Origin of the sequence: Caulobacter sp. BE264 (genome assembly GCF_031457805.1) — a bacterium.
Lineage (GTDB): Bacteria > Pseudomonadota > Alphaproteobacteria > Caulobacterales > Caulobacteraceae > Caulobacter.
Genome location: NZ_JAVDXI010000008.1, coordinates 51,697 through 75,289, shown reverse-complemented (window position 1 = coordinate 75,289; position 23,593 = coordinate 51,697). Strand labels below are relative to the sequence as shown.

General features: G+C 66.8%; 14 protein-coding genes. 5 read left to right on the top strand and 9 right to left on the bottom strand.

Annotated elements, in window-relative coordinates; all coding sequences use genetic code 11:
• Positions 1-39: 39 nt before the first annotated feature.
• Both J2X45_RS17745 and J2X45_RS17740 read right to left on the bottom strand, forming a co-directional pair.
• Positions 40-1,197, bottom strand: a complete 1,158-nt coding sequence (locus tag J2X45_RS17745) for an endo-1,4-beta-xylanase (RefSeq protein ID WP_310217484.1) — start codon at positions 1,195-1,197, stop codon at positions 40-42.
• Positions 1,198-1,342: 145 nt separating this feature from the next.
• On the bottom strand, positions 1,343-4,567 hold the full coding sequence (locus J2X45_RS17740) for a TonB-dependent receptor (RefSeq protein WP_310217482.1): 3,225 nt from the start codon (positions 4,565-4,567) through the stop codon (positions 1,343-1,345).
• A 468-nt stretch (positions 4,568-5,035) separates the two neighbouring features.
• On the opposite strand from J2X45_RS17740, the gene J2X45_RS17735 reads away from it, so the two are divergent.
• The 4 genes from J2X45_RS17735 to J2X45_RS17720 all read left to right on the top strand — a co-directional run bounded on the left by J2X45_RS17735 (position 5,036) and on the right by J2X45_RS17720 (position 10,847).
• Positions 5,036-6,544 carry a tryptophan 7-halogenase gene (locus J2X45_RS17735; protein WP_310217481.1) on the top strand — a complete coding sequence of 503 codons (1,509 nt, stop codon included), beginning with the start codon at positions 5,036-5,038 and terminating at the stop codon, positions 6,542-6,544.
• The gene (locus tag J2X45_RS17730; protein ID WP_310217479.1) at positions 6,541-7,665 is read left to right on the top strand and encodes a tryptophan 7-halogenase; all 1,125 of its coding nucleotides are present in this window, start codon (positions 6,541-6,543) and stop codon (positions 7,663-7,665) included. The genes J2X45_RS17735 and J2X45_RS17730 overlap by 4 nt, the downstream gene beginning before the upstream one ends.
• Positions 7,666-7,809: 144 nt before the next feature.
• The gene (locus J2X45_RS17725; protein ID WP_310217476.1) at positions 7,810-9,339 is read left to right on the top strand and encodes a tryptophan 7-halogenase; all 1,530 of its coding nucleotides are present in this window, start codon (positions 7,810-7,812) and stop codon (positions 9,337-9,339) included.
• Positions 9,336-10,847 (top strand): tryptophan 7-halogenase, encoded by a 1,512-nt coding sequence (locus J2X45_RS17720; protein ID WP_310217472.1) that lies wholly within the window; start codon positions 9,336-9,338, stop codon positions 10,845-10,847. Before J2X45_RS17725 ends, J2X45_RS17720 begins: the two co-directional genes overlap by 4 nt.
• 98 nt (positions 10,848-10,945) lie before the next feature.
• Here J2X45_RS17720 and J2X45_RS17715 read toward each other — a convergent pair whose 3' ends face one another.
• The 3 genes from J2X45_RS17715 to J2X45_RS17705 form a co-directional block, all read right to left on the bottom strand.
• Positions 10,946-11,956, bottom strand: a complete 1,011-nt coding sequence (locus tag J2X45_RS17715) for a FecR domain-containing protein (protein WP_310217469.1) — start codon at positions 11,954-11,956, stop codon at positions 10,946-10,948.
• On the bottom strand, positions 11,920-12,513 hold the full coding sequence (locus J2X45_RS17710) for an RNA polymerase sigma factor (RefSeq protein ID WP_310217467.1): 594 nt from the start codon (positions 12,511-12,513) through the stop codon (positions 11,920-11,922). Before J2X45_RS17710 ends, J2X45_RS17715 begins: the two co-directional genes overlap by 37 nt.
• 86 nt (positions 12,514-12,599) lie before the next feature.
• Positions 12,600-14,252: an MFS transporter gene (locus J2X45_RS17705; RefSeq protein WP_310217465.1), complete on the bottom strand. Its 1,653-nt coding sequence runs from the start codon at positions 14,250-14,252 to the stop codon at positions 12,600-12,602.
• 199 nt (positions 14,253-14,451) lie between these two features.
• Here J2X45_RS17705 and J2X45_RS17700 point away from each other — a divergent pair, with 199 nt between their 5' ends.
• The gene (locus J2X45_RS17700) at positions 14,452-15,069 is read left to right on the top strand and encodes a peptidylprolyl isomerase (RefSeq protein ID WP_310217463.1); all 618 of its coding nucleotides are present in this window, start codon (positions 14,452-14,454) and stop codon (positions 15,067-15,069) included.
• Positions 15,070-15,216: 147 nt separating this feature from the next.
• On the opposite strand, the gene J2X45_RS17695 is transcribed toward J2X45_RS17700, so the two are convergent.
• The 4 genes from J2X45_RS17695 to J2X45_RS17680 form a co-directional block, all read right to left on the bottom strand.
• On the bottom strand, positions 15,217-16,917 hold the full coding sequence (locus tag J2X45_RS17695; RefSeq protein ID WP_310217459.1) for a hypothetical protein: 1,701 nt from the start codon (positions 16,915-16,917) through the stop codon (positions 15,217-15,219).
• Between the two features lie 161 nt (positions 16,918-17,078).
• Complete coding sequence (locus J2X45_RS17690; RefSeq protein ID WP_310217456.1) at positions 17,079-18,629, bottom strand: tryptophan 7-halogenase; 1,551 nt, start codon at positions 18,627-18,629, stop codon at positions 17,079-17,081.
• Between the two features lie 9 nt (positions 18,630-18,638).
• Positions 18,639-20,171, bottom strand: a complete 1,533-nt coding sequence (locus J2X45_RS17685; RefSeq protein WP_310217453.1) for a tryptophan 7-halogenase — start codon at positions 20,169-20,171, stop codon at positions 18,639-18,641.
• 249 nt (positions 20,172-20,420) lie between these two features.
• Complete coding sequence (locus tag J2X45_RS17680; RefSeq protein WP_310217450.1) at positions 20,421-23,534, bottom strand: TonB-dependent receptor; 3,114 nt, start codon at positions 23,532-23,534, stop codon at positions 20,421-20,423.
• Between the last annotated feature and the right edge of the window lie 59 nt (positions 23,535-23,593).

Genomic DNA, 23,593 nt, shown 5'->3' with positions numbered 1-23,593 from the left:
ATTCGCCGGGGAGATCGGGTTCTTGATGGCGCAAAAACCCTACCGCGCCGGCGCGGCCCTCAGCGCCGCCGCCATCGCTTCGCGCAGTGGCTTGGGCTGGTAGTTGTCGTCGTAGAGGGTCGGGCGCTTGGGCTTCTTGTCTTCGCGCAGCCACTGGCCTTGCAGCCACGAGTACTTGTCGATCATGCCCCAGGCCAGGACCTCCTTGGTCTGGCGGTAGCTGAGCATCTGGTCGAGGAAGGCCTTGGCGTAGGCCGCCACCGCCGCGTCGCGGGGGCCGAAGTCGTAGGGCAGGCCCTTGTCGTGGACGTCGAACTCGGTGATCAGCAGGTCATAGCCCATGCCGGTGACGTCGTTCAGGAAGGCGGTCCATTCCTTCTCCTGCGGCTTGCCAAAGCCGGTGAAGCTGTCGGCGTTCTCGGCGCCGATGTGGCTCTGGATCCCCAGCGCGTCGACCGGCGTGCCGCGCTTCTTGAAGCCCTCCAGCAGCTTGAGCACGCCGTAGCGGTGCTTCTCGTTGCCGACCTCCTGGCTCATATAGTCATTGTAGACCAGACGAGCCTTGGGCGCGGCCTCGCGGGCGACGTGGAACGACAGGTCCAGCACCGCTTCCTTGCCCATGGCGTCGGACAGGAAGGTCGAGCGGATCGAGCCGTCGGCCGGATCGACCGTCTCGTTGATCACGTCCCACGAAACCATCTGCGGATAGCGCTGGCACAGGGCCTGGATGTGCTCGGTGACCATCTTGGCGGCCGCCTCGGCCGGCTTGGGCCCGAAGTCGTAGCCCTTCACCCAGCCCGGGAACCATTGCGGGTGGTGCCAGATCAGGGTGTGGCCGCGCAGGGCCTGGTTGTTGGCCTTGGCGAATTCGGCGATGCGGTCGGCGCGCTCGAAGTCGAAGTATTGCGGCCCCCGGGCGCGCACCACGTACCATTTCAGCTCGTTCTCGGGCACCAGGACGCCGCACTCGCGGGCCAGGATCTCACGGTGTTTGGCGTCCTCGAACGGACCCGTCGTAGCGCCGCGCGGGCCGGCCGGAACGGCGCTGCCGAACAGGATCCCCTTGGCCTGCGCCAGCTCGCGCAGGGAGGGCCCCTGAGCGGCGAAGGCGGGACCGGCCAGGGCGCTGGCGGCGCCGGCGGCGAGGAGGTCTCGACGGGAGAGGGTCATGACACGCGCTCCAAGAAAAACGCGCACCGTTATGAGGGACGATGCGCGTGAAAGAGTTGGCAGGAGTAACCGAGCCCCGTCGCAGACCTCCGAAACGGAAGGAAGGCGTCGACGAAACCCCTCCGTGATCCCCTGCCCGAGGCAAGCGCCCCGGGCAGGGTTTCAGCGGAACTTAGAAGCTGGCGCGCACGACGAACGTGTAGCGCCGATCGTTCATGAACCACGAGCGGCCGGTCTTCAGCAGTTCGCTGTTGAGGACCTGGGTGGCGCGCGTGGTTTCGTTCAGCAGGTTCACGCCCTGGACACCGACCTTCATCTTGTCGTTGACCGTGTAGAAGAACGAGCCGTCCAGCTGGCCGGTCGCCTCGTTCATGATCGGCGCGTACGGCACGATCACGTCGCGGACGGTGAGCAGGAAGTCCGAGCGCCAGCTGTAGGCCAGACGCGCCGAGATCTTGCTCTTCTCGTAGATGACCGCGAGGTTGGCGTTGTACTTCGACAGGCCCTGCAGCGGCAGCTTGCTGGTGTCGACCGTGGTCACGCGGCCCGCGCCGACGTCGGGGTCGGTCGCCGACAGGGTGTTCTGCGGCACGCCCTTGCTGTCGATGTAGCTGAAGTTGGCGTTGACGCCGAGGCCGTCGAAGGGCGCTGGCAGGAAGTCGTAGAACTGCTGGTAGCCGACTTCGAAGCCCTTGATCTTGCCCGTCTGATCCGAGTTGCCGGGCGTCGTCACCAGGGCGCTGAACGTGGCGCCGTTGTTGGTGAACGGCAGGCGCACGGTGGTGTTGGCCGCGACGTCGTTCAGCTCCTTGTAGAACAGCGCCAGCGTCAGCGAGCCAACCGGCGCGAAGTACCATTCGACCGAGGCGTCGACGTTCTTGGCCGTCGTCGGCTTCAGGTAGGGGTTGCCGACCGTGACGTTGCCGCTGGGCTGGCCGTTGATGATGCCGTCGTTGTTCGTGTTCAGCGCAAGGTTGTAGTAGTTGCGCGTCAGGCCGATGTCGGGCGGAGTCATCGTCTTGGACAGGCCCAGGCGATACTGCAGACCGTTGGGCGCCATGACCCTCAGGTTGAAGCTGGGCAGCCAGTACTCAAACGAGGTCTTGACCGAGCTCGGCACCGTGGCGCCGTTCTGCCAGGCCCGCGCGGCGGCGCGGACTTGCGGCGTCAGACCGCAGAACGACGACGGCGTGAACGGGTCCTTCGGCTCGGGACGAGCCTGCCATTCGGTGAAGGCGTCGGCGCACGCTTGGTCCGTGGACAGGCCCGTGGCGGTCGGGAAGGCCAGGAAGCCGTCCGACTGGCGGGTGGTCTTGGTGTAGCGCAGGCCGAAGTTGCCGCTGATCTGCAGATCGCCGCTTTCGCCCTTGAACCGGCTCATGAGGTAGGCCGACTTGGTCACCTCGTTGACGGGGTTGATTTCCTGCGGGCGGAACGGCGTGCCGGCGATCACGCCGCAACGCTGCGCCGAAGGCACCCAGTTCTGCGGGCAGCCGCCGGAGAGGCGGGCGCGCCACTCGTCGCCGACCGACAGGGCGAACTTGGAGACCGCATCGTAGTTGTCGACGGTGTTCTGGGTGTAGAACAGGCGTCCGTCGCCAACCGGCGAGGCGATCTTGCCGCGCATGAAGTTGTCGAAGCCGTAGAGCTCGACCTGACCCACGCTGGTCGCGCCGCCGGCCGTCGTCGGGTTGCCGTTGATCGGATCGTCGAACCAGACCGGGCCGCCCTCACCCCAGATTTCGCTGAGCACGCCCCAGTTATAGGCCGAGAAGCGGGTCGTCTGGTCGCGCTCGGACCAGCGGACGCCGGCCTTCACCGAGTCGAGCCAGGTGTCGTTGTGGAACTTGTATTCGACGTCGATCTTGGCGGCGTCTTCGGTGCCGTCCGACTGCTCGAAGTGGTCCATCGCCGAGCGCCAGAAGCTGTTGTAGGCGGCGGCGAGGTTGGCGTTGGCCCCACGCGCATAGGACGGGCAGGTGTTGTCGAACGGCGCGCAGTTCGACGCCGTCACGCCGTTGCCCGGCGTCGTGAAGTTGACGGTCGGCAGCTTGCTGCCGTTCAGCGTGATCGCGGCGTTCTGGAAGCTGGAGCCCCAGATGCCCATGCTGATCGCGTCGACCTTGGAGTCGACGTGCTGCGCGTCGAACTGGACACCCCAGTGCTCGTTCGGCGTCCACTTGAAGTTGAAGCCGTAGTCGGTCGTCCGGTTGGTGTTGTTCTCGTCGCGACGGATGTTGTTCGACTGCAGACCGTCGATCGGCGTGCGCGGATCGGCGCCGTTCTGGTCCGACCGCCAGCCGGTCGTGCCGGTGATGACGCCGTTGGTGAACACGCCGTCTTCGTCGAAGCTGAACGTCGTGCCGGCCGCCGGACGCGAGTCACCGTTGCCGGCGACGTTGTCGGTGGCGATTTCGATGGCGCGTTCGGTCCACTTGGTCCGCGACTTGGAGTTCAGATACTGGAACGCGGCCTGCATCGTGCCGTCGTTGTTCTTCCACTGCAGGGCGATCGCCTGGCCTTCACGCTTGCGGTCGTTCTCGGTCGAGCGCATCGCCGCGCCGCGCGGGAACCACACGCCCTTCGTGCCATTGCCGCAGTTCGAGACGGCTTGGCCCAAGTTGGTGCGGCAACCGAAGTTCGAGATCTGGATGGCGTCGTTGCGGCTGGACAGCTCGGAATTCACGAAGCTGGCCAGAACGCCGACCTCGCCGACGCTGGTGTCGAAGCGGTCGCTGTAGAGGAACGAGTAGGTCGGATTCCACTTCTTGACGAGGTCGCCGTAGCTGGCTTCCGCCGACAGCGAAAGGATGCGCTTGTTGCTGTCGAACGGCAGGCGGGTGCGCAGGTTCACCGTCCCCGAGATGCCGCCTTCGATCATGTCGGCCGAGGGGCTCTTGAACACGTCGACGCCGCCCATCAGTTCGGCCGGAACGTCGGCGAAGCTGAGGATACGGCCGTTGTTGGCCGTGAAGGTGTCGCGCCCGTTCAGCTCCGAACGGATGAAGTTCAGACCGCGCACCACGACGCCCGAGCCTTCGACCGAGAAGTGGTCAGGGTCGACGCTGGCGGCGAAACGGTTGATGGCCACGCCCGGAACGCGCTGCAGCGCTTCGGTGACCGAGCGGTCCGGCAGGGCGCCGATGTCTTCGGCGGTGATCGAGTCGCCGATGATCTCGGACGACTGCTTCAGCTGCTGGCTGCTCTTGAGGCTCTGCTTGATGCTGGTGACGATGACTTCGTCGACCGTCTGGTTGTCGGTCTTCGCAGCGGTCTGCGCCATGGCCGGCGCGCCGAACACCAGCGCGCCAAGCGCCAGCACCGAGGCTCCGTACTTCAGTCGCGTCGTAAAGGAATTTTGTCCGCACCCGGCGGACAGCCTGTTGGCCGTGCCCATTTAGTCCACCTCCCCTTTTGTTGTTGGTAGCAAGGTAGCGCTACCATTGATCATGTTACCGTGACCATTGTCGCCAGATCACACGACCGACCACGTGTCGTCAAGCGTTGTCACAAACGCCCAAGTCGTTTAGCCATAAGGAATGGGAACGTTACCATTTGAGGTAGCAGCACTGTCGCCACACGGGCGCGGCCGCGAAATCCTCAGGTCCTGGTCACCTCCCCATTCGTGGCCCGACCCGTCCAGGGTTTGACCACGCAATGTCCGGATTCTGATTGTCCGGTGATAAGAACGATGACAACGAAAGACAGCGTTGTCAATTTCTGGATTGAGCGTTGGCCGTCAGAATGAGGGATCAACGCCTGGGGAGGCGGAATGAGGACCCAAGCGGTCAGACAAGGGGCGGCGTGCGCGCCAGGTGGACCCTTGCCCTTTTCGTCCCCCGCCGCACGCCCCTAAGGTCGCGTCATGGACCCCATCCGCAAGATCGTCATCGTCGGCGGCGGCACCGCCGGCTGGATTAGCGCCTCAGGCCTGGCGGCGGTGCTCAAGGGCCTGCCGATCGCGATCGAGCTGGTCGAGTCGGTCGAGATCGGCACGGTCGGCGTCGGCGAGGCCACGGTCCCGCACATCCGCTACTTCAACGCCCGGCTCGGCCTCGACGAGGCCGACTTCATGCGCAAGACCCAGGCGACCATCAAGCTGGGCATTGAGTTCCGGAACTGGGGCCGCCTGGGCGAGGGCTACATCCACCCCTTCGGCGCCTATGGCCACGCGATCGACGGCCTGCCCTTCCACCAGCATTGGCTGGCGGCCCGCGCGCGCGGCGAAGCAGGACCGATCGAGGCCTACAGCCTGCCGGTCATCGCCAGCCGCGCCGGCAAGTTCGCCCCGCCGTCATCCGATCCGCGCTCGCTGGGCTCGACCTTCAACTACGCCTACCAGTTCGACGCCAGTCTCTACGCCCAGTACCTGCGGGCCTACTCAGAGGCGCGGGGCGTGACCCGCACCGAGGGCAAGATCACCAGCGTCCAGCAGCGCCCGCTGGATGGCTTCGTGACCAGCGTCACCCTGGAGGACGGCCGGGTCATCGAGGGCGACCTCTTCATCGACTGCTCGGGCTTCCGGGGCCTGTTGATCGAAGGCGCTCTCAAGGCCGGCTACGAAGACTGGACGCAGTGGCTGCCGTGCGACCGCGCCGTCGCCGCGCCGTGCGAGGCGGTCGAGCCGCCCACGCCCTACACTCGCGCCACGGCCGACAAGTTCGGCTGGCGCTGGCGTATTCCGCTGCAGCACCGCGTGGGCAACGGCCACGTCTATTGCTCCAGCTATGTCAGCGACGACGAGGCCGCCCGCGCCCTTGTCGACAATCTGGACGGCAAGTTGCAGCAGGACCCGCGCTTCCTGCGGTTCGTCACCGGCCGCCGCAAGAAGCAGTGGTTCAAGAACGTCGTCGCCGTAGGCCTGTCGTCGGGCTTCCTGGAGCCGCTGGAAAGCACCTCGATCCACCTGATCCAGGTGGCGGTCACCACCCTCTTGGAGCTCTTCCCACATCGCGGTTTCGACCCGGCCGACGAGGACGAGTACAATCGGGTGATGGACCTGGAGTTCGAGCGGATCCGCGACTTCCTGGTGCTGCACTACCACGCCAACCAGCGTGACGATTCCCCGTTCTGGATCGAGCGCCGCGAGGGGCCGATCCCCGACAGCCTGGCCTACAAGATGGCCCTGTTCCGCGAGCGCGGCGCGGTCGTCGGCTACAAGGACGGCTTCTTCCTCGAGCCCTCGTGGCTGGCCGTCTATTTCGGCCAGAACATCCTGCCCGACGGCCATGACCCACTGGTCGCGGCCAGCGATCCGGCCCGGACGACACAGATCATGTCCGACCTCGCCGCCGCCGTGACGCGCACCGTCGACGCCATGCCGACCCACGAGTCGTTCCTGCGCGCGATGGCCCAAGCGAGGGCGACCGCATGAAGCGCGTGCTCATCGTCGGCGCTGGCGTCGACGCCTGGATGGCGGCCGCCGGCCTCGCCACCGCGACCCGGGGGCTGGCCGAGGTGGTCGTGGCCGAAACGGCTCCGGCGCCGTCCGGACGGATCGCCGCCCTGCCCTCGCTGCAGGGCCTGCACGCACGCCTGGGGATCAGCGATGAGGGTCTGGTTAGGGCGACAAACGCCAAGCCGCGCCTGGCCGCCCGCTACAGCGACGGCATCGAGCCCTTTGGCGAGACCGGCGTCGCCATCGACGGCGTGGCCTTCCATCACTACTGGCTGGCCGCCGGTCGTCCGGGCCCGCTCAGCGACTGGAGTCTGGCCGCCCAGGCCGCCGCGCGCGGCCGCTTCGCCCCGCCCAGCCCCGACCCGCGCTCGCCGCTGTCGACCCTGAGTTACGGGCTAAGCCTGGACGCCGCCGGCTATGCGGACCTTCTCAGGCAGGTCGCGCTGAAGGCGGGCGCCGTGGTCACGGACGGCCGCCCCGACGCTGATCTCAAGGTCGACGCCTCGGCCGGCGAAGGCCTGCTGGTCGCCCACGAACCCTGGAGCGACTGGAGCGCCTGGCTGCCGAACGGCGTCGATCTCGCCGAGGACAGCCTCCTCGCGACCTTCGCGCCCGCGCCGGCCAAGACCGGCCGCATCGCCCAGGCCATGACCGGCGACACCGTCGCGATCGGGACCGCCTATGGCGTGATCGGCGCCGGCGACGGCGGCGACCTGCACCTGCTGCAAGGCGACGTCTCGCGCCTGATCGCCCTGTTCCCCACCGGCCCGGCCGCCGTGGCCGAGTACAACCGCCTGGCCGAGTCGGCCCTGGAGCGGGCCCGCGACATGGCCATCCTGCGCTGGGGCGACCTGTCGAAACCGCCGGAGCCCCTGGCCCGCAAGATCGAGCAGTTCGAGAGCCGCGGCCGCGTGGTCACCTATGACGACGAGACCTGGCCCGAGAGCGCCTGGATCCACGCCTTCCTGGCCCGCGGGATCGTCCCCAGGCGCTGGGACCCGCTGGCCGACCGCGTCCCGCCCGAACGGATCCGCGAGATGCTGAGCCGGATGAAGGCCATGCTGGAGCAGACGGCGGAGACGATGGCGCGTGTGTGAAGCCTTCCCCCAAGCCCCCTCCACCGCCATTCGGCGGTCCCCCTCCCCCAAAGGGGGAGGAGGGTTTTCCTTCTGCCCCCTCTGGGGGCGGACGACCTGCGGAGCAGGTCAGGTGGGGGCACGCGCAGGGCGGGGAGTCCGCGCATGACCCCCTCCCCCATCCGCAACGTCCTGATCGTCGGCGGCGGCACGGCCGGCTGGATGACGGCGGCCGCCTTGGCCAAGGCGCTGCCCAAGACCATCGCCGTCACCCTGGTCGAGTCCGAGCAGATCGGCACAGTGGGCGTCGGCGAGGCGACGATCCCGCCGATCAACACCTTCAACCAGATCCTGGGCCTGGATGAGGCCGCGTTCATGCGGGCCACCAAGGCCAGCTTCAAGCTGGCCATCGAGTTCGTCGACTGGATGGGCCCGGGCCACCGCTACCTGCACCCGTTCGGCGGCTTTGGCCTGGATGTCGAGGCGGTGAAGTTCCACCAGGTCTGGCTGCGCGCCCATCACGAGGGCTGGGCGCCGCCGATCGACGCCTTCAACCTGTCGGCCCAGGCCGCGCATCTGAACCGCTTCGCCCCGCCGTCGAAGGATCCGGGGCAGGTGCTGTCGAGCCTGAAGTACGCCTTCCACTTCGACGCGGGCCTCTACGCCAAGTTCCTGCGCGACTACGCCGAGCCGCGCGGCGTCACGCGCGTCGAAGGCAAGATCGCCAGCGTCCAGCAGCACGGCGAGACGGGTTTCGTCACCGGCGTCACCCTGGACGACGGCCGGGTGCTGGAGGCCGATCTCTTCGTCGACTGCTCGGGGTTCCGGGGCCTCCTGATCGAGCAGACGCTCAAGGCCGGCTATGACGACTGGAGCCACTGGCTGCCCAACGACCGGGCCGTGGCCATGCCGTGCGTGACCGGTGGCGATGGCCTCACCCCCTACACCCGCGCCACGGCCGATGCGGCCGGCTGGCGCTGGCGCATCCCGCTACAGCACCGCACCGGCAACGGCTATGTCTATTCCAGCCGCGACATCAGCGACGAGAACGCGCTGGCCCGCCTGCGCGCCACCCTGGACGGCGAGCCCTTGGCCGAGCCGAATTTCCTGAGGTTCCAGGCCGGGCGCCGCAAGGCCGCCTGGGTCAAGAACGTCGTCGCCATCGGCCTGTCGTCGGGCTTCCTCGAACCCCTGGAAAGCACCTCGATCCACCTGATCCAGGCGGGGATCACCAAGCTTCTGGCCCTGTTCCCCGATCGCGGCTTCGATCCCATCGAGATCGCCGAATACAACCGCCTGACCGCCCTGCAGGTCGAGCTGATCCGCGACTTCATCATCCTGCACTTCAAGGCCAACGCCCGCAGCGAACCCTACTGGGTGCGCGCTCGCGAGATGGACATCCCCGATAGCCTGCAGCGCAAGATCGACCTCTTCGCCGCCTCGGGCCGCCTGTTCCCGTCGGATCTCGATCTCTTCGCCGAGCCCAGCTGGATCGCCGTGCTGCTGGGCCAGGGGGTCACGCCGCGTCGCCACGATCCGCTGGTCGACGCCTTCGACGAGGCCTTCCTCAAGGCCCAGCTGTCGCGGTTGGCCGGGCTGATCCGCCAGACGGCGCAGGCCCTGCCGACCCACGAGCAGTTCATCGCCCGCTATTGCGCCGCCCCTCACGCGTCTCGCCCCGAGTTCAAAGCATGACCAACGACCACCGCCTGCGCCGCATCGTCATCGTCGGCGGCGGCACCTCTGGCTGGATGACCGCCGCCGCCCTGGGCCGCTTCCTCAAGGACGGCTACACCAAGGTGACGCTGGTCGAGTCCGAGGCCATCGGCACGGTCGGGGTCGGCGAGTCGACGATCCCCCAGATCAATATCTTCAACCGGATGCTGGGCCTGGACGAAAACGAGTTCGTCAAGAAGACCAAGGCGACCTTCAAGCTGGGCATCGACTTCGTCGACTGGAAAGAGATCGGCCACAGCTATCACCACCCGTTCGGCCCCTACGGCGTCGACATGGAGGGCGTGTCGTTCCACGCCTACTGGCTGAAGTTGCGGGCCATGGGCCTGGACGACGACCTCGGCGCCTACAGCCTGCAGACGGTGGGCGCGCGGCAGAGCAAGTTCATGCGGCCCAACGGCCAGGCCAACTCGCCGCTGGGCCAGATCGCCTACGCCTTCCAGTTCGACGCCGGGCTCTACGCCAAGTTCCTGCGGGAATACTCAGAGGCCCGCGGCGTCACCCGCCAGGAGGGCAAGATCGCCTCCGTCCAACAGGACGGCCAGAGCGGTCACGTCACCTCGGTCACCCTGGAAAGCGGCCAGGTCATCGAAGGCGACCTCTTCATCGACTGCTCGGGGTTCAGGGGCCTGCTGATCGAACAGACCCTGAAGACCGGCTATGAGGACTGGTCGCAGTGGCTGCTGAATGACCGCGCCGTGGCCATGCCCTGCACGCTGGGCGGCTCGATGTCGCCGGTGACGCGGGCCACCGCGCGGCCGCACGGCTGGCAGTGGCGCATCCCGCTGCAGCATCGCCTGGGCAACGGCTACGCCTATTCCAGCCAGCATGTCAGCGACGACGAGGCCCTGGCCGACCTCCTGGGCCAGCTCGACGGCGAGCCGCTGGCCGACCCGAACCTCATCCGCTTCACCCCCGGCCGCCGTAAGAAGAGCTGGAACGGCAACGTCGTGGCCATCGGCCTGTCGGCTGGCTTCATGGAGCCGCTGGAAAGCCAGTCGATCTACCTGATCCAGGTCGGCATCTCGCGCCTGCTAGCCCACTTCCCCGACCGCCATTTCCGGCAGGCCGACATCGACCGCTACAACCGGACCATGACGTTCGAGTACGAGAAGATCCGCGACTTCATCATCCTGCACTTCAAGGCCACGGCGCGCAGCGACACGCCCTACTGGGACTATCTGCGCGAGATGCCGATCCCAGACTATCTGGCCGACAAGATCGACCTCTTCAAAGGCTCGGGCCGGGTGTTCCGCGAGAACGACGAGCTGTTCAACGACACCTCGTGGTTTGCGGTTTTCATCGGCCAGGGGATCTATCCCGAGGGCTACGACCCGATGGCCGACTGCATGGATGAGAGCCTGTTCAAGGCCCGCATGGCCGAGATCAAGTCGGTCATCGCCCGCTCCGCCGAGGTGATGCCAGGACATATGGACTTCATCCGGGAGAACTGCGCGGCGGCGACGTGAGCGGCGGGAAGGCCGGCGCGCATCGCGCTCTGCAATCCCGCGCTTTCAGATGGCCTGCGCAAGGCTCCCGGGATGACTCCCGGTGGTGCGGAAGAGATCTATCCCTTCCGAGACAACCGGATGTCGCCGTCTGCGTCCTCGGCGGCCTTGACCGGGAAGGCGCTGGTGACGGCGTCGACGAAGCTGTGGGGCTCGGTGGTCTGGAAATAGCCGGCCAGACGCAGGTTTGCGATCGAGGGGTCCACGATCCGCACCTGGCGCCGGTTGTAGCGATTGAACTCGGCTGCGGCCTGCTCCAGCGACTGGCCGTTCAGCGCAATGGCGCCCTGGCGCCACGCGAGAACCCGGTCGATCTCGCCGTCCGAAATGGCGCGAGACCGGCTCCCGGTGGAATTGTAGACCGCCGCGACGCCGGCCTTGAGACGCAGCTCGTCCTTGGGCTCGGCGGGTTCGGGATCGAGCGCCACTGCGCCCTTCTTGACCGTCACGCTGGCCCCATCGCCGCGCAGCCGCACGGCCAGCTCGGAGACGCCATCAGCCTGCAGGACCGCGTCGTTGGCGCGCACCACGAAGGGCCGCGCGTCGCTGGCCGCCTCGAACACCGCCTCGCCGCGCACCAGGCGCACCTCGCGCACGCCGCGCCGATAGCGGACCACCACCTTGCTGTCGGTGTTCAGCTCGATCCGGCTGTTGTCACTGAGCACCACGACGCGGCGCTCGCCGATCGCGGTGGCGTAGGCCGTGCCGCCGCCGAAGGTCGTCACGCCGGCGACCGACAGGGCCAGCACCGCCGCAGCGGCCATGCCCCGCGCCCAGGTCGATTGGCCCAGACGCGACAGGACCAGACGCGACAGGACCGGGCGCCGCTCGGGCGCCAGCAGGTCGCGGTCGGGCCGCTCGGCCGAGGGCCGCATGGCGCGCAGGCGCGCAAGCCGCGCCCAGGCGGCGGCTTCGCGTTCAAAGGCGGCTTCGTGTTCATGGCTATCGGCGCGCCAGGCCTCGAAGGCGGCGCGGTCGGCGGCGGAACACGCAGCGTCGTCAAGCCGGACCACCCAGAGGGCGGCGGCCTGCCTCACCGCTTCGCGTCGTGATCCCGTCTCGCGCTCCATGAGCGTCCTTCGTCGACCTTACTCTTACGCCCGATACGTCGTCCCAACTTGTCGGAACAGTACCGGAGACCCTTCACCAAATGCTTCTCGACAGTAGAGACGGACAGACCCAGCCGAACCGCTATCTCGTCCGGCGAGAGACTGTAAACTTTTCTCAACGTGAAGACGCGGCGGCATTGTGTCGGCAGCTCGGCGATCGCGTCGGCCAGCAGGCGCAGCTCCTCGCGTGATTCGATGACGGCCTGAGCGCTGGGCGCCTCGTCCAGCGGTTCGATGCGGTCGAAGTCGGCCACCGCGGTGATGGTCAGCACCTTGCGGCGACGCAGCGCGTCCAGCGCGCAGTTGCGCAGGATGCGGGTGGCGAACGCGCCTGGATTGCCGATCTCGCGCCAGGTCTTGCAGGCGATCGCGCGGGCGAAGGCCTCGTGCACCAGGTCTTCCGGATCGGTCTGACCGTCGCGACAGAACCGCCGCGCATAGGCCAGCAGGTCCGCCTCCAACGGCAGGATTTCGCGCCGGAACCAGGCGCGCCGGTCTTCGTCCTCTTGAGCCATCAACGCTCCCCTCAAGCTTCACCGAAGCCGAAAGGGGGCCCGAACGCAACCCGGCGACAGCCCATCGCCGAGTTGCGTCGTTGTTTCGCCTAATCCTCGAGCCGGTTGTGGCGGGTGTCCTTGAGCAACAGACCGCCGACCACCGCCGTGATCCCGGCGATGATCACCGGGTACCAGAGGCCCGAATAGATATCCCCCGTCGCCGCCACGATGGCGAAGGCCGTGGTCGGCAGGAAGCCGCCGAACCAGCCGTTGCCGATGTGATAGGGCAGCGACATCGCCGTGTAGCGGATGCGGGTCGGGAACAGCTCGACCAGCATCGCCGCGATGGGCCCATAGACCATGGTCACGTAGATCACGAGCAGCGCCAGAAGGCCGATCACGACGGGCTTGTTGACCAGGGCCGGATCAGCCTTGGCCGGATAGCCGGCGGCCTTCAGCTGGTCGCCAAGATCCGCCTCCCAGGCCTTGCGGGCGTCGGCGAAGGCCTTGCCCGTGACGCCTTGGGCGTCGAGGCCGTTCAGCGTGACGCCGCCGACCTGCACCGTGGTGGGCGTTCCCGCCGGCGCGGCCTGGACGCTGTAGCTGACGCCCGCCTTGGCCAGATAGGCCTTGGCCACATCGCAGGGGGTGTTGAACATGGCCTTGCCGATCAGGTCGAACTGGAAGGCGCAGGTGGCGGTGTCGGCGGTCACCACCACCGGCGCGGACGCCTCGGCCCTGGCCAGCACGGGGTTGGCGTAGGTGGTGATCGCCTTGAAGATCGGAAAATAGGTCAGCGCCGCCAGCAGGCAGCCGAGGATGATGATCGGCTTGCGGCCGATCTTGTCCGACAGCCAGCCGCAGATCACGAAGAACGGCGTGCCGATCAAGAGCGCCACGGCCACCAGGGTGTTGGCCAGCGCCCCGTCCAGCTTCAGCGTCTTTTCCAGGAAGAACAGGGCGTAGAACTGGCCGGTGTACCAGACCACCGCCTGGCCCATGGTCAGGCCCACCAGCGCCAGCAGCACGATCTTGAGGTTGGGCCAGTTGCCGAACGCCTCGGCCAGCGGCTTTTTGCTGCCCTTGCCCTCGGCGATCATGCGCTCGAAGGTCGGGCTCTCATGCAGCTTCAGGCGGATCCACAGCGATACGCCCAGCAGCAGCAGCGAGACCAGGAACGGAATGCGCCAGCCCCAGGCCTTGAACGCCTCCTCTCCCAGCTGGATGCGGGCGGCCAGGATCACGGCCAGCGACAGGAACAGGCCAATGGTCGCCGTCGTCTGGATCCAGCTCGTATAGAAGCCGCGCTTCCCGGGCGGGGCGTGCTCGGCCACATAGGTCGCCGCGCCGCCGTACTCGCCGCCCAGCGCCAGGCCCTGCACCAGGCGCATCAGCACCAGGGCGATCGGCGCGGCCACGCCGATCTGGGCGTAGGACGGCAGAAGGCCCACGACGAAGGTCGAGACCCCCATCAACAGCATGGTGATCAGGAAGGTGTTCTTGCGGCCCCACAGGTCGCCCAGACGCCCGAAGATCAGCGCCCCCAGCGGTCGGATTGCGAAGCCGGCGGCGAAGGCCAGCAGGGCCAGGATGAAGCCGGTCGTCTCGTTGACGCCCGAGAAGAAGTGGCTGGTGATGATCGGCGCCAGCGAGCCGTAGAGATAGAAGTCGTACCACTCGAACACCGTGCCGAGCGACGACGCCCCCACCACCATGGTGTCGCGCCCCTTGGCCGGAGCGGCCTGGCTTTCAGCCCCCATACGCCTTCCCTTCCCTCTTAAACGCCGCATGTCGTCTGCGGTCGTCCCCAACGCCGCGACCCTAGCTCAGCGAACGGGAGTCTTGCGATGGGGAATTATGGTAGCGGTCACTTTTTTCTGCGCCGCCCTTCCCCCGTGATGGGGAGCGAGACAAATTTCGTCCCTCGTGCGATCACCCGTCGACACCAAGGGAGCCGTCATGACCGCTTCGAAGATCGTCCGCCGCGCCCTGATCGGCGCCCTGGCCGCCGCCCCGCTTTTGCTGGGGGCCGCCTCCCCCGCCCTCGCCGCCGGCAAGCCGCGCGTGGCGATCCAGACTGACAAGGGGACCATCGTCGTCGAGCTGGAGGACAAGAAGGCCCCGATCACCTCGGAAAACTTCCTGCGCTATGTCGACAAGCGCCGCTTCGACGGCGGCCAGTTCTTCCGCGCCAACCGGGCCAAGGGCGCGCCGGGCCAGGGTTCGATCCAGGGCCAGCCCAAGCCCTATTCGCGCCGCGCCCCGCCGATCGCCCACGAGAGCACGCTGAAGACCGGCCTCAAGCACAAGGCCGGCGCCATCTCGATGGGCCGCGACGCCCCCGGCAGCGCCACCGCCGACTTCTTCATCTGCGCCAGCCCCCAGCCCTATCTCGACGCCAAGCCCGGCAAGAGCGACGCCGCCCAGGGCTACGCCGTCTTCGGCTATGTCGTCGAAGGCATGGACGTCGTGAAGAAGATCCTCAGCGGCCGCACGGACGGGCCGACCAACGTGCCGTCGATGAAGGGCCAGATCCTGAACCCGCCGGTGAAGATCATCAGCATGAAGCGGGTGTGAGGGGGCGGGCCGCGGGGGACGACGCCGTCCAAAGCTAATCGGCGCTAGAGCATTTCATGACCTGACTGCGTCAGGCCGTGAGCTCTAATCTTTTGTTTGGCCCATTTTTCTTCACGCGAACCGGAACCACTTCGCTCGAAAAATGCTCTAGGCCGCGCGTTGGATCAGCGCCTTCATCAAATCGAGCGTCTGGGGGGACTTGGCCAGTTGCGCCTGCGCACTGGGATCTCTGATCAGCTTCAGCGCCTCAGAGCGAGCCTTGTCGGCCACCGCCCCCGTCGGACCCGTTTCACCCATCGCGAGCTTGACGAGCAAACTCAGGCGGTCCCCCAACGGCGCTGGAGCCCGCGACACCATGGTCAGGAAGCGCGTTTCGGTTTCGATCTGGTCGCCAATTTCCCCAAGCTTGGCGCACAATGGTTCGAGATCCTCGCGTGCGAGGCCAGAGCGCCCGAGCGACCGCTGTAGCCCCGCAAGTTGACTGAGCTTGGCCATGGGAGAACCCGGCCCTTTACGCAGCTCATCCTCAAGGCGCCGGCTGCCGATGTTGGCGATGATCCATTTTGCCGCCTGGCGCTTGCTGGACGCGCCTATGACATTCTCGGCCAACCGGATCAGCATCCTGATCTCGTCATAGGCCGATCGGTCGTGACCCAGCAGCGCATCGATGAAGCCACCGCTGAGCAAGGACTTGGAACGGGTGGAGAAGGCGATCTGGATATCCTCGGCCTGCAGGACGCCGCCGGCGGCCACCATCAGACTCATGGCCAGAGCGCGTAAGAACTCGATCTCGGCTTCAGCATCCGCCGGCTTGAGCCGGCGCACGCCATTGAGCTCGGTCAAGACAAGCGTCGCGATCGCCTTGCGAACGGTCGTGAACTCGCCGACCGTCAGCCATTCGCTCAATCGACGCGCGGCGTCTGGCAGCTCCGGCATGCAGGCGCGGACGCTGGCCTCGTGTTGAATCAGGGTCTGCACGGCGACACCGCCGGTCAGTCGGATCATCATCGCCAGCCTGTCGCCCAGGTCCGCGTCCGCAGCGTTCAGCAGATCGGCCATGCCGGCCTTTGAGCCAATGATCTCGGCCAGCGGCAGCTCGATCGCCTCTAGCGCGATGGCGCGAGCGGTAGGCTCCTGCGGCGCTGCGGCGGCGAGGTCGAGCAGGCGGACGATCTTGTCGGACCAGCTTTTGGCCGGCGCGATCGAGGCGGCCACACCCGCGCCAAGCAGGAACGCGCGGTCAGGATCGTCGACCAGGCGCTTGGCGGCGTTACTGAACCCTTCCTTATCGAGATCGGGCAGGACACCCTTCCGAAACGCCCTCATCAGGTCTGCAATGGTTCGCTCGACCAGGCCCTGGAAATGGCGGATGACCTCGTGAACGCTCTGACCACGGGCCTGAGCCTCCGGAACGGCGATCTTCTGCAAGGCGTGTTGCAGATCATTCCCCGAAGCGTCCAGCTTCTCCACGAGGTCGGGGCGATGCAGCAATTCGAAAGGCGTCGCCTTGTGTCTCGTCAGCCACCCCTCAAGGAGGCGACCGATGCGATCGCGGGCGTGGACGTTGTAGAGATCCGCAGGCTCGACGCAGAGCGGCGCACGGTCGGAAGGCTCCTTAGGAGACTTGCCTCCATCGGCGTCCCCCTTGGTGAAGATCGCGACAGACCGATACTCGCCCGACTCGGCGTCATGCGTTTCCTTGCTGACGCGAACGGCGACCGCACGGCCTTGCTCCAAGGCGTCCTCGGCCGCCTGGATGGCCTGCAAACGATTTTCCGTAGCAATCTCAAGCGTCCACTGGGCGCCAGCCCTTCGCCGGACGAACAACTCGTAATGGGCCTGACTCATACGCGTGGCCGTTGCACAACCTGGGCCTCCTGCACCGGCCAGATACGACCGAACGAAGCGGTTGACAGATAGACCAGCCCAAGTTGGTCAACACTTAACGGCCATCGACCGGCGACAGTTGGCCGCAGGCGTCAACGTCATCAACGCGCGCCGCCCCCTACCTACGCCACCGCCCCAAACGGCGCGACCACCGCCTGCGGCTTCGGCGCCGGGCAGTGCTTTTCCAGGAACTCGCCGTGGCTCGGCAGCCCCGCGACCTGGGCCGCCAGGATCGGGGCGGACTGGTCCAGGGTCTGGGTGATGACCGCGTAGGGCACGGTGTCGACCAGTTGCTGGTAGCGGCGCGGGCGCACGCCCATGCCTTCCATCACCGACTGCCAGGACGGGTTGCGGAACATGTCGTCGACGCCCTCGCGCAGCACGCCCTGGGCCTGGAACAGGGCCATGCGCTCTTTCAGGCTGTCAGGGATCGGGGCGTTGCGGACGTCGCGCCAGAACGGGGTGTCGTCGCGCTGGGTCGTGCAGTAGTGCAGCACGATGAAGTCGCGGATCTCCTCGTAGTCGGCGGTCATGCGGCGGTTGTACTCGCCCGCCAGGGCCGGGTCGAAGTCGCGGTCGGGCATGAACCGCAGCAGGAAGTCCATGCCGCGATAAATGAGGTGCAGCGCCGTCGATTCCAGTGGCTCGATGAAGCCGCCGGCCAGGCCCACGGCGACGACGTTCTTGTCCCACAGGCGCTGGCGCATGCCCGTCTTGAAGGCGATGAACATGGGGTTCATCAGCATCTGGCCCTCGACGTTCTTCACGAGGGTGGCGCGGGCCTCGTCGTCGCTCAGGTGGCGGGAGCTGAACACATAGCCGTTGCCGGCCCGGTGCTGCAGCGGGATACGCCAGCGCCAGCCGGCGTCCTCGGCCTTGGAGACGGTGTAGGGGTGCGGCGCGCCGACATTTTCGGTCTGCACGACCACGGCGCGGTCGCACAGCAGCATGTCCGACCAGTCGTTGAACGGCGTGTCCAGGGTCTTGCCGATCAGCAGCGACCGGAAGCCGGTGCAGTCGATGAAGAGATCGCCCTCGACCTCGCGGCCGTCCTTCATGACCACCTTGGCGACCGAGCCGTCGGGGTGGGTGACCACGTCGGTGACGATGCCCTCGGTGCGCTTGACGCCCCGCGCCTCGGCGTAGTCGCGCAGGAACCTGGCCACCAGGCGCGCGTCGACGTGCAGGGCGTAGCTGGCCCCGGCGATCAGGGTGCGCTGAGCCTTGATGGGCGGGATGAACTTCCACTGGTCGGCCATCACCGTGCCGGGCGCGAAGTCCTGCAGGTTGGAGGGGTGGCCGTTGGCCTTGGCGCGCAGCCAGCACTGATAGAACTCGTGCGGGCCGATCGGGCCGCCGATGGCGCCGAAGGGGTGGTAGTAGCGCTGGCCCTTCTGCTTCCAGTCCTCGAAGCGGATGCCCAGCTTGAAGCTGGCCTGGGTGGCCTGGATGAACTCGCGCTCGTCGACGCCCAGGCTGGCCAGCAGCTGCAGGAACGGCGGGATGGTCGACTCCCCGACCCCGATCGTGCCGATCTCCTCGGACTCGACCAGCTCGACCGCGCAGCCGCCGTTCTGGAAGTAGTGGCTGAGCATCGCCGCCGAGATCCAGCCGGCCGAGCCGCCGCCGACGATGACGATCTTGCGAAGCGCGTTGGGGTGGGTGGTGGTCATGGGGGTGTCCTACTCCGCCGCGCTGGGGGCCGAGGCCGGCGCGGGCCGACAATACTGATCCAGGAACGCCTGATGCGGCGGGGCCGAGGCGACGACCTCGCGCACGGCCTTGCGCATTTCCGACAAGGGGGCGCTCAGCGCCTTGGCATCGACGCCGTCCAGGCTGGGATCAACGCCCTGCGGCAGCATCTCAAAGCCCGCATAGATCGCCATCCAGCTGGGCGGGGCGAACATCTCCCAGCGATAGCGCACAAAATGGCCGCGCCCCAAAAAGAGGTCGATCTTGCGCTGGAGCGTGTCGGGCAAGGTCACGGCGTTGCAGTCGCGCCAGAAGGCGGTGTCGCCTCTTTTGTTGGCCCAGTAGTGCAGGATGACGAAGTCGCGCACGCGCTCCATCTCGCGGCGGGACCAGTCGTTGAACTCGTCCGCCAGCTCGGGCGCGACGTCGCGGTCGGGGAACAGCGCCTTGATCTTCTCGATGCCCGTCTCGATCAGGGCGATCGAGGTGCTCTCCAGCGGCTCGAGGAAGCCGGACGCCAGGCCCAGCGCGATGACGTTCCTGTTCCAGACCTGCTTGCGACGACCGGGGTTGAAGCGGATCAGGCGGGGCTCATGCAGCAACGGATCGGGCACGGCGGCCTTCAGCTCGGCCAGGGCGTCCTCGTCGCCGATATGGCGCGAGGAGAAGACATAGCCGTTGCCGTAGCGGTGCTGCAGCGGGATACGCCAGCGCCAGCCGGCGCTGTGGGCGGTGACCTCGGTATAGGGAGGCGGGTTGTCGAGGCCCTCGCTCTGGACGGCCCAGGCGCGGTCACAGAACAAAAGGTCGCTCCACGACTCGTAGCCGGTGTGCAGGGCTTCCTCGATCAAGAGGCCCCGGAACCCTGAGCAGTCGATGAAGAGGTCGCCCTCGACGCTCTCGCCGCTCTCCAGGTCCAGCGAGGCGACGAAGCCGTCCTCGGGGCGGAGGTTGACCTTGGTGATCTTGCCCTCGATCCGGCGAACGCCGTTGTCCTCAGCCACCCGACGCATCAGCTGGGCGAAGAGACCGGCGTCGAAATGCAGCGCCCAGTCAAAGATCGACAGGGTCGAGGTCGGGTTGCGCGGCGGGGCCATGAACTTGCCGGCGGCGGCTAGGGACGCGCCCAGCGAATAGTCGGCGATGTCGGTGGGCTCGCCCGCCTGGGCGAGCTTGCGCCAATAGTGGTGGAACGGAACGCCCCGCAGGTCCTGGCCGAAGTGTCCGAAGGGGTGGATGAAGGACTGGCCCTCGCGCAGCCAGCCGTTGAAACGGATGCCCAGCTTGCAGGTCGCTTGCGTGGCCCGCATCACCTCGATGTCGGACAGGCCCAACTGCTGGTAGAAGCCGCGAATGGTGGGGATGGTCGCCTCGCCGACGCCGACCGTGCCGATCTCCTCGGACTCGACCAGCGCGATCTCCAGCGGACCGCCGTGGAAATGCCGCCGCAGGGCCGCAGCCGCCATCCAGCCGGCCGTGCCCCCGCCGACGATCACCAGCTTGCGGATACGATGGTCCTGCATGGTCGCTCCCGGTTCCGGCTCTGTGTCCGGCTTGTCTTCAGGCTAGAGCGTGACGCCGAAAGTGGGAACCGGTTTCGGCGCAAGTCACGCTCTAAGTGTTTGATTTAGAGCCTCGTTATCGCGTCGAAACGGTTCCGTTTTGACGCGCGAGGCTCTAACGGTTGCCGCCCGCACCGGACAGGCGCCGTCTCCCTAAAAAATTGGCCGCCGTGGAGAACCACGGCGGCCGCAGGAGGTGAGAGGGATGCTTTACCAGCGCGCCCGGACGCCCAGCGTGTAGCGGGGCTCGAACTCGTTCTGGTTGGCGTACTGGGTCTGGCCCTTGGCGAAGCGGAGGTAGTAGTCCTCGATCTCGCCGGTGACGTTCGACCCGTTGAAGTAGACGGTGACGTTGTCGCGAACGTTGTAGCTGACGTTCACGTCGACATAGCCGGTGGCCTTCTGCATGACCGGGATGACCGCGTTGCCGCCGCCGCCCATCGTGCCCGACAGACGGTCGGTGCGGTAGTTGTAGGCCACGCGGGCCTGCAGCTTGTCGTCCTGGTACCAGCCCACCAGGTTGAACTGGTGCTTGGAGTTGTCGAAGAACGGGATCTCGTCGCCGGCGAGGTCCAGACGGCTCTCGTGGCTGGGCGAGTAGGTGTAGTTGGTGTCCACACCGAAGTTCGAGATCACGCCCATGTCGGGCAGGATGTCGCTGAAGGCGACCTTGGCGCCGACTTCCAGACCCTTCACCGAGCCGCCGTCGCCCTGGACGGGCAGGCTGACATTGACGGTGCGACGGATGACGCCGTCCTGGTCGGGGAAGCGGCCCGTGGTGGTGCCGCCGGTCACGAAGCTGTCGATCTTCAGCTGGAAGGCCGAGACGTTCAGCATCGAGGCGCGACCGAAGTAGTACTCGATGGCGCCGTCGAAGTTCGAGGCCCGCCACGGATCCAGGTTCGGGTTGCCCGAGGCGCTGGCGCCGGTGACGCAGCGGACGTTCGGCAGGGCCGCGCCGCAGTCGGCCGTGAAGATCGACAGACCGCCGCCATAGTTGCCCAGATCCAGCGGTTGCATGGTCTTGGCGTAGGCGAAGCGGAACTTCCAGTTGTCGTTGAAGTCGTAGACCGCGTTCAGCGACGGCAGCCAGTCGGTGTACTTGCGCTTGCTGACCGAGTCGCCCGCGTCGGCGTTGGTGTCGCCGTAGTTGCGGGTGTCGCCCGTGAGGTTCTGCTTCACGTTCAGTTCGGTCTGGATCACGCGCAGGCCAAAGTCGCCGTGCAGGTTGCCGATCTCGAAGTTGGCCGCGCCGTAGGCGCTCTGCTCCTTCATCGTCACGTCGTAGGTCTGGCCCGGGACGGTGACGCGGATGGCGCCGCCGAAGACCTTCTTGTGGAAGGCTTCCGCGTCGTCGAAGTCATGCGGATCGATGGCCCAGAAGCCCGGGATGCCCGAGGTCACGCCGCCCAGATCGTCAACCCACAGCACGTTGTTGTAGGTCGAGAGCTTGGTCGGACGGTTGACCGTGTAGCCCTGGAACACCGGCTGGCCGGTGATCGGATCGGGCACGAACTCGCCGGCCTGGCACTGGTTCTGGCTCATGACGACGTCGATGGCCTTCCACTGGGCCTCGCAGCCGCCGGCCGGAACGGCCGTACCGTTGGCCTGCACGGCGCCGGGGACGCCGCCGTAGAAGCCCGAGAACAGGTGGAACTGCTCGACGCTGACCGAACGGTCGCTCTGGCGAACGCCGGCGTCGATCTTGGTGATGAAGCCCAGGAACTTGTCGTCGAAACGGTAGTGCCCCTCGGCGCGGAACACGTTCATGTCCGAGCTGACTTCGTTATTGCCTTCGGACGAGAACGCGCCGATCGCGTAGCTGTCCTTGTTGGCCATGTAGTCCTTGAGCGACTTGCCCGCGCCCAGACCGCCGGTGATCGGACGGTCGAAGCCGCTCCACACCGGGTGATCGCCGCTGATGTTGTAGTGCAGCTGCGGGTTCTGGCCGTAGCCCTGCGGGTTCGGGTTCAGGTAGCAGCCGCCGGCGCTGCCGACGACGGCGTTGCTGCGCTGGGCCGACGGATACTGGTCGCAGATCGCCTTCGGATAGAACGGGCCGCGCGTGCGGTCGTTGGCGTCACGGAACAGCGTGAAGCGGTTCGGCCCATACTGCCAGTTCGACAGGTCGCCCTGGGCCTGGCCGTTCATGCTGAGACGATCGCCGCTGGCGCGGATGGCGCGGACTTCCGAGGTGAACGGACCGCCGTTGTCGTACTTCAGTTCGAGGTTGTAGTTCTTGGATTCCGACTTGGTGGTGCGGTTGACCGAGAACGAGTTCACCCACCAGGCGTCGATGTCATACTCGTCGACGGCGACCCACGGACGGCCGTTGGCCGGGCTGTTGACGCCCGTGGCCTGCGAGACCGTCGGCTTGGTCCAGTTGCCGAACGCGCCGCCGTCCCAGCGGTTGGAGATGTTGATGCCCGCGCCGCGGTTGTACTCGTCGAGCTTGGCGTAGAAGCCTTCGGCGATCAGGGTGAAGCCCTCGCCCAGGTCAGCCTGGAACGACGCGTTGACGCCCAGACGCTCGCGCTCGACCACGCGGTTGAAGCTCTCGAAACCGTGCGGCGAGACGAAGTTCGTCGCGGCCGAACCACCCCAGTCGTTGTTGCCCGACAGGCCGACGACGCCCGACGAGTTGTTGCCCAGGTTGGCCTTGCTGGCGGCGGCCGACAGCATCAGGCCGACGCGGTCATTGCGCCAGTTCAGGACGCCGTTCAGCAGGTAATCGTCTTCCTTGGTGCGCTCGCCGCGCTGGGCTTCCGCAGCGCCGGTGACCGTGAAGCCGTTCTTGAAGTCGAACGGACGACGGGTCTTCAGATCGAGCGTGCCCGAGATGCCCGACAGGGCGTTGCGCGGGTTGGTCGACTTGTAGACCAGCACCTGGTTCATCAGCTGCGAGGGCACGTCCAGCAGGTTCGGCTGGGCCGAGCCCATGTTGCCGGCGCTGAGATACTGTTCGCCGTTCAGCAGGGTGATGACCTGGGCCAGACCGCGGATGTTGACGGTGGCGCCTTCACCCGCGTTGCGCTGGATCTGCACGCCCGAGATGCGCTGCAGCGAGTCGGCGATGGTGACGTCCGGCAGCTTGCCGATGTCTTCGGCCGAGATCGCATCGACGATCGCGGCTTCCTTGCGCTTCAGATCAACCGATTTCAGTTGCGAGCCGCGGACGCCGGTGACGACGATCTCCTCGACTTGCGTGTCGCCGGCCGCCTGCTGGGCGAAGGCCCCGCTGGTCAGGGCCAGTTGCGACGCGCCGGCGACCAGCGCCAGCGTCAGTCCGCGCTTGAGCACGGATTTCCTTGCTTCCTGTGACAATTGCTCGCTCCCCAAAGTGTTCGTTCTTGTTGGCCGCTCGACCGCGCCTCGGGCCGCCG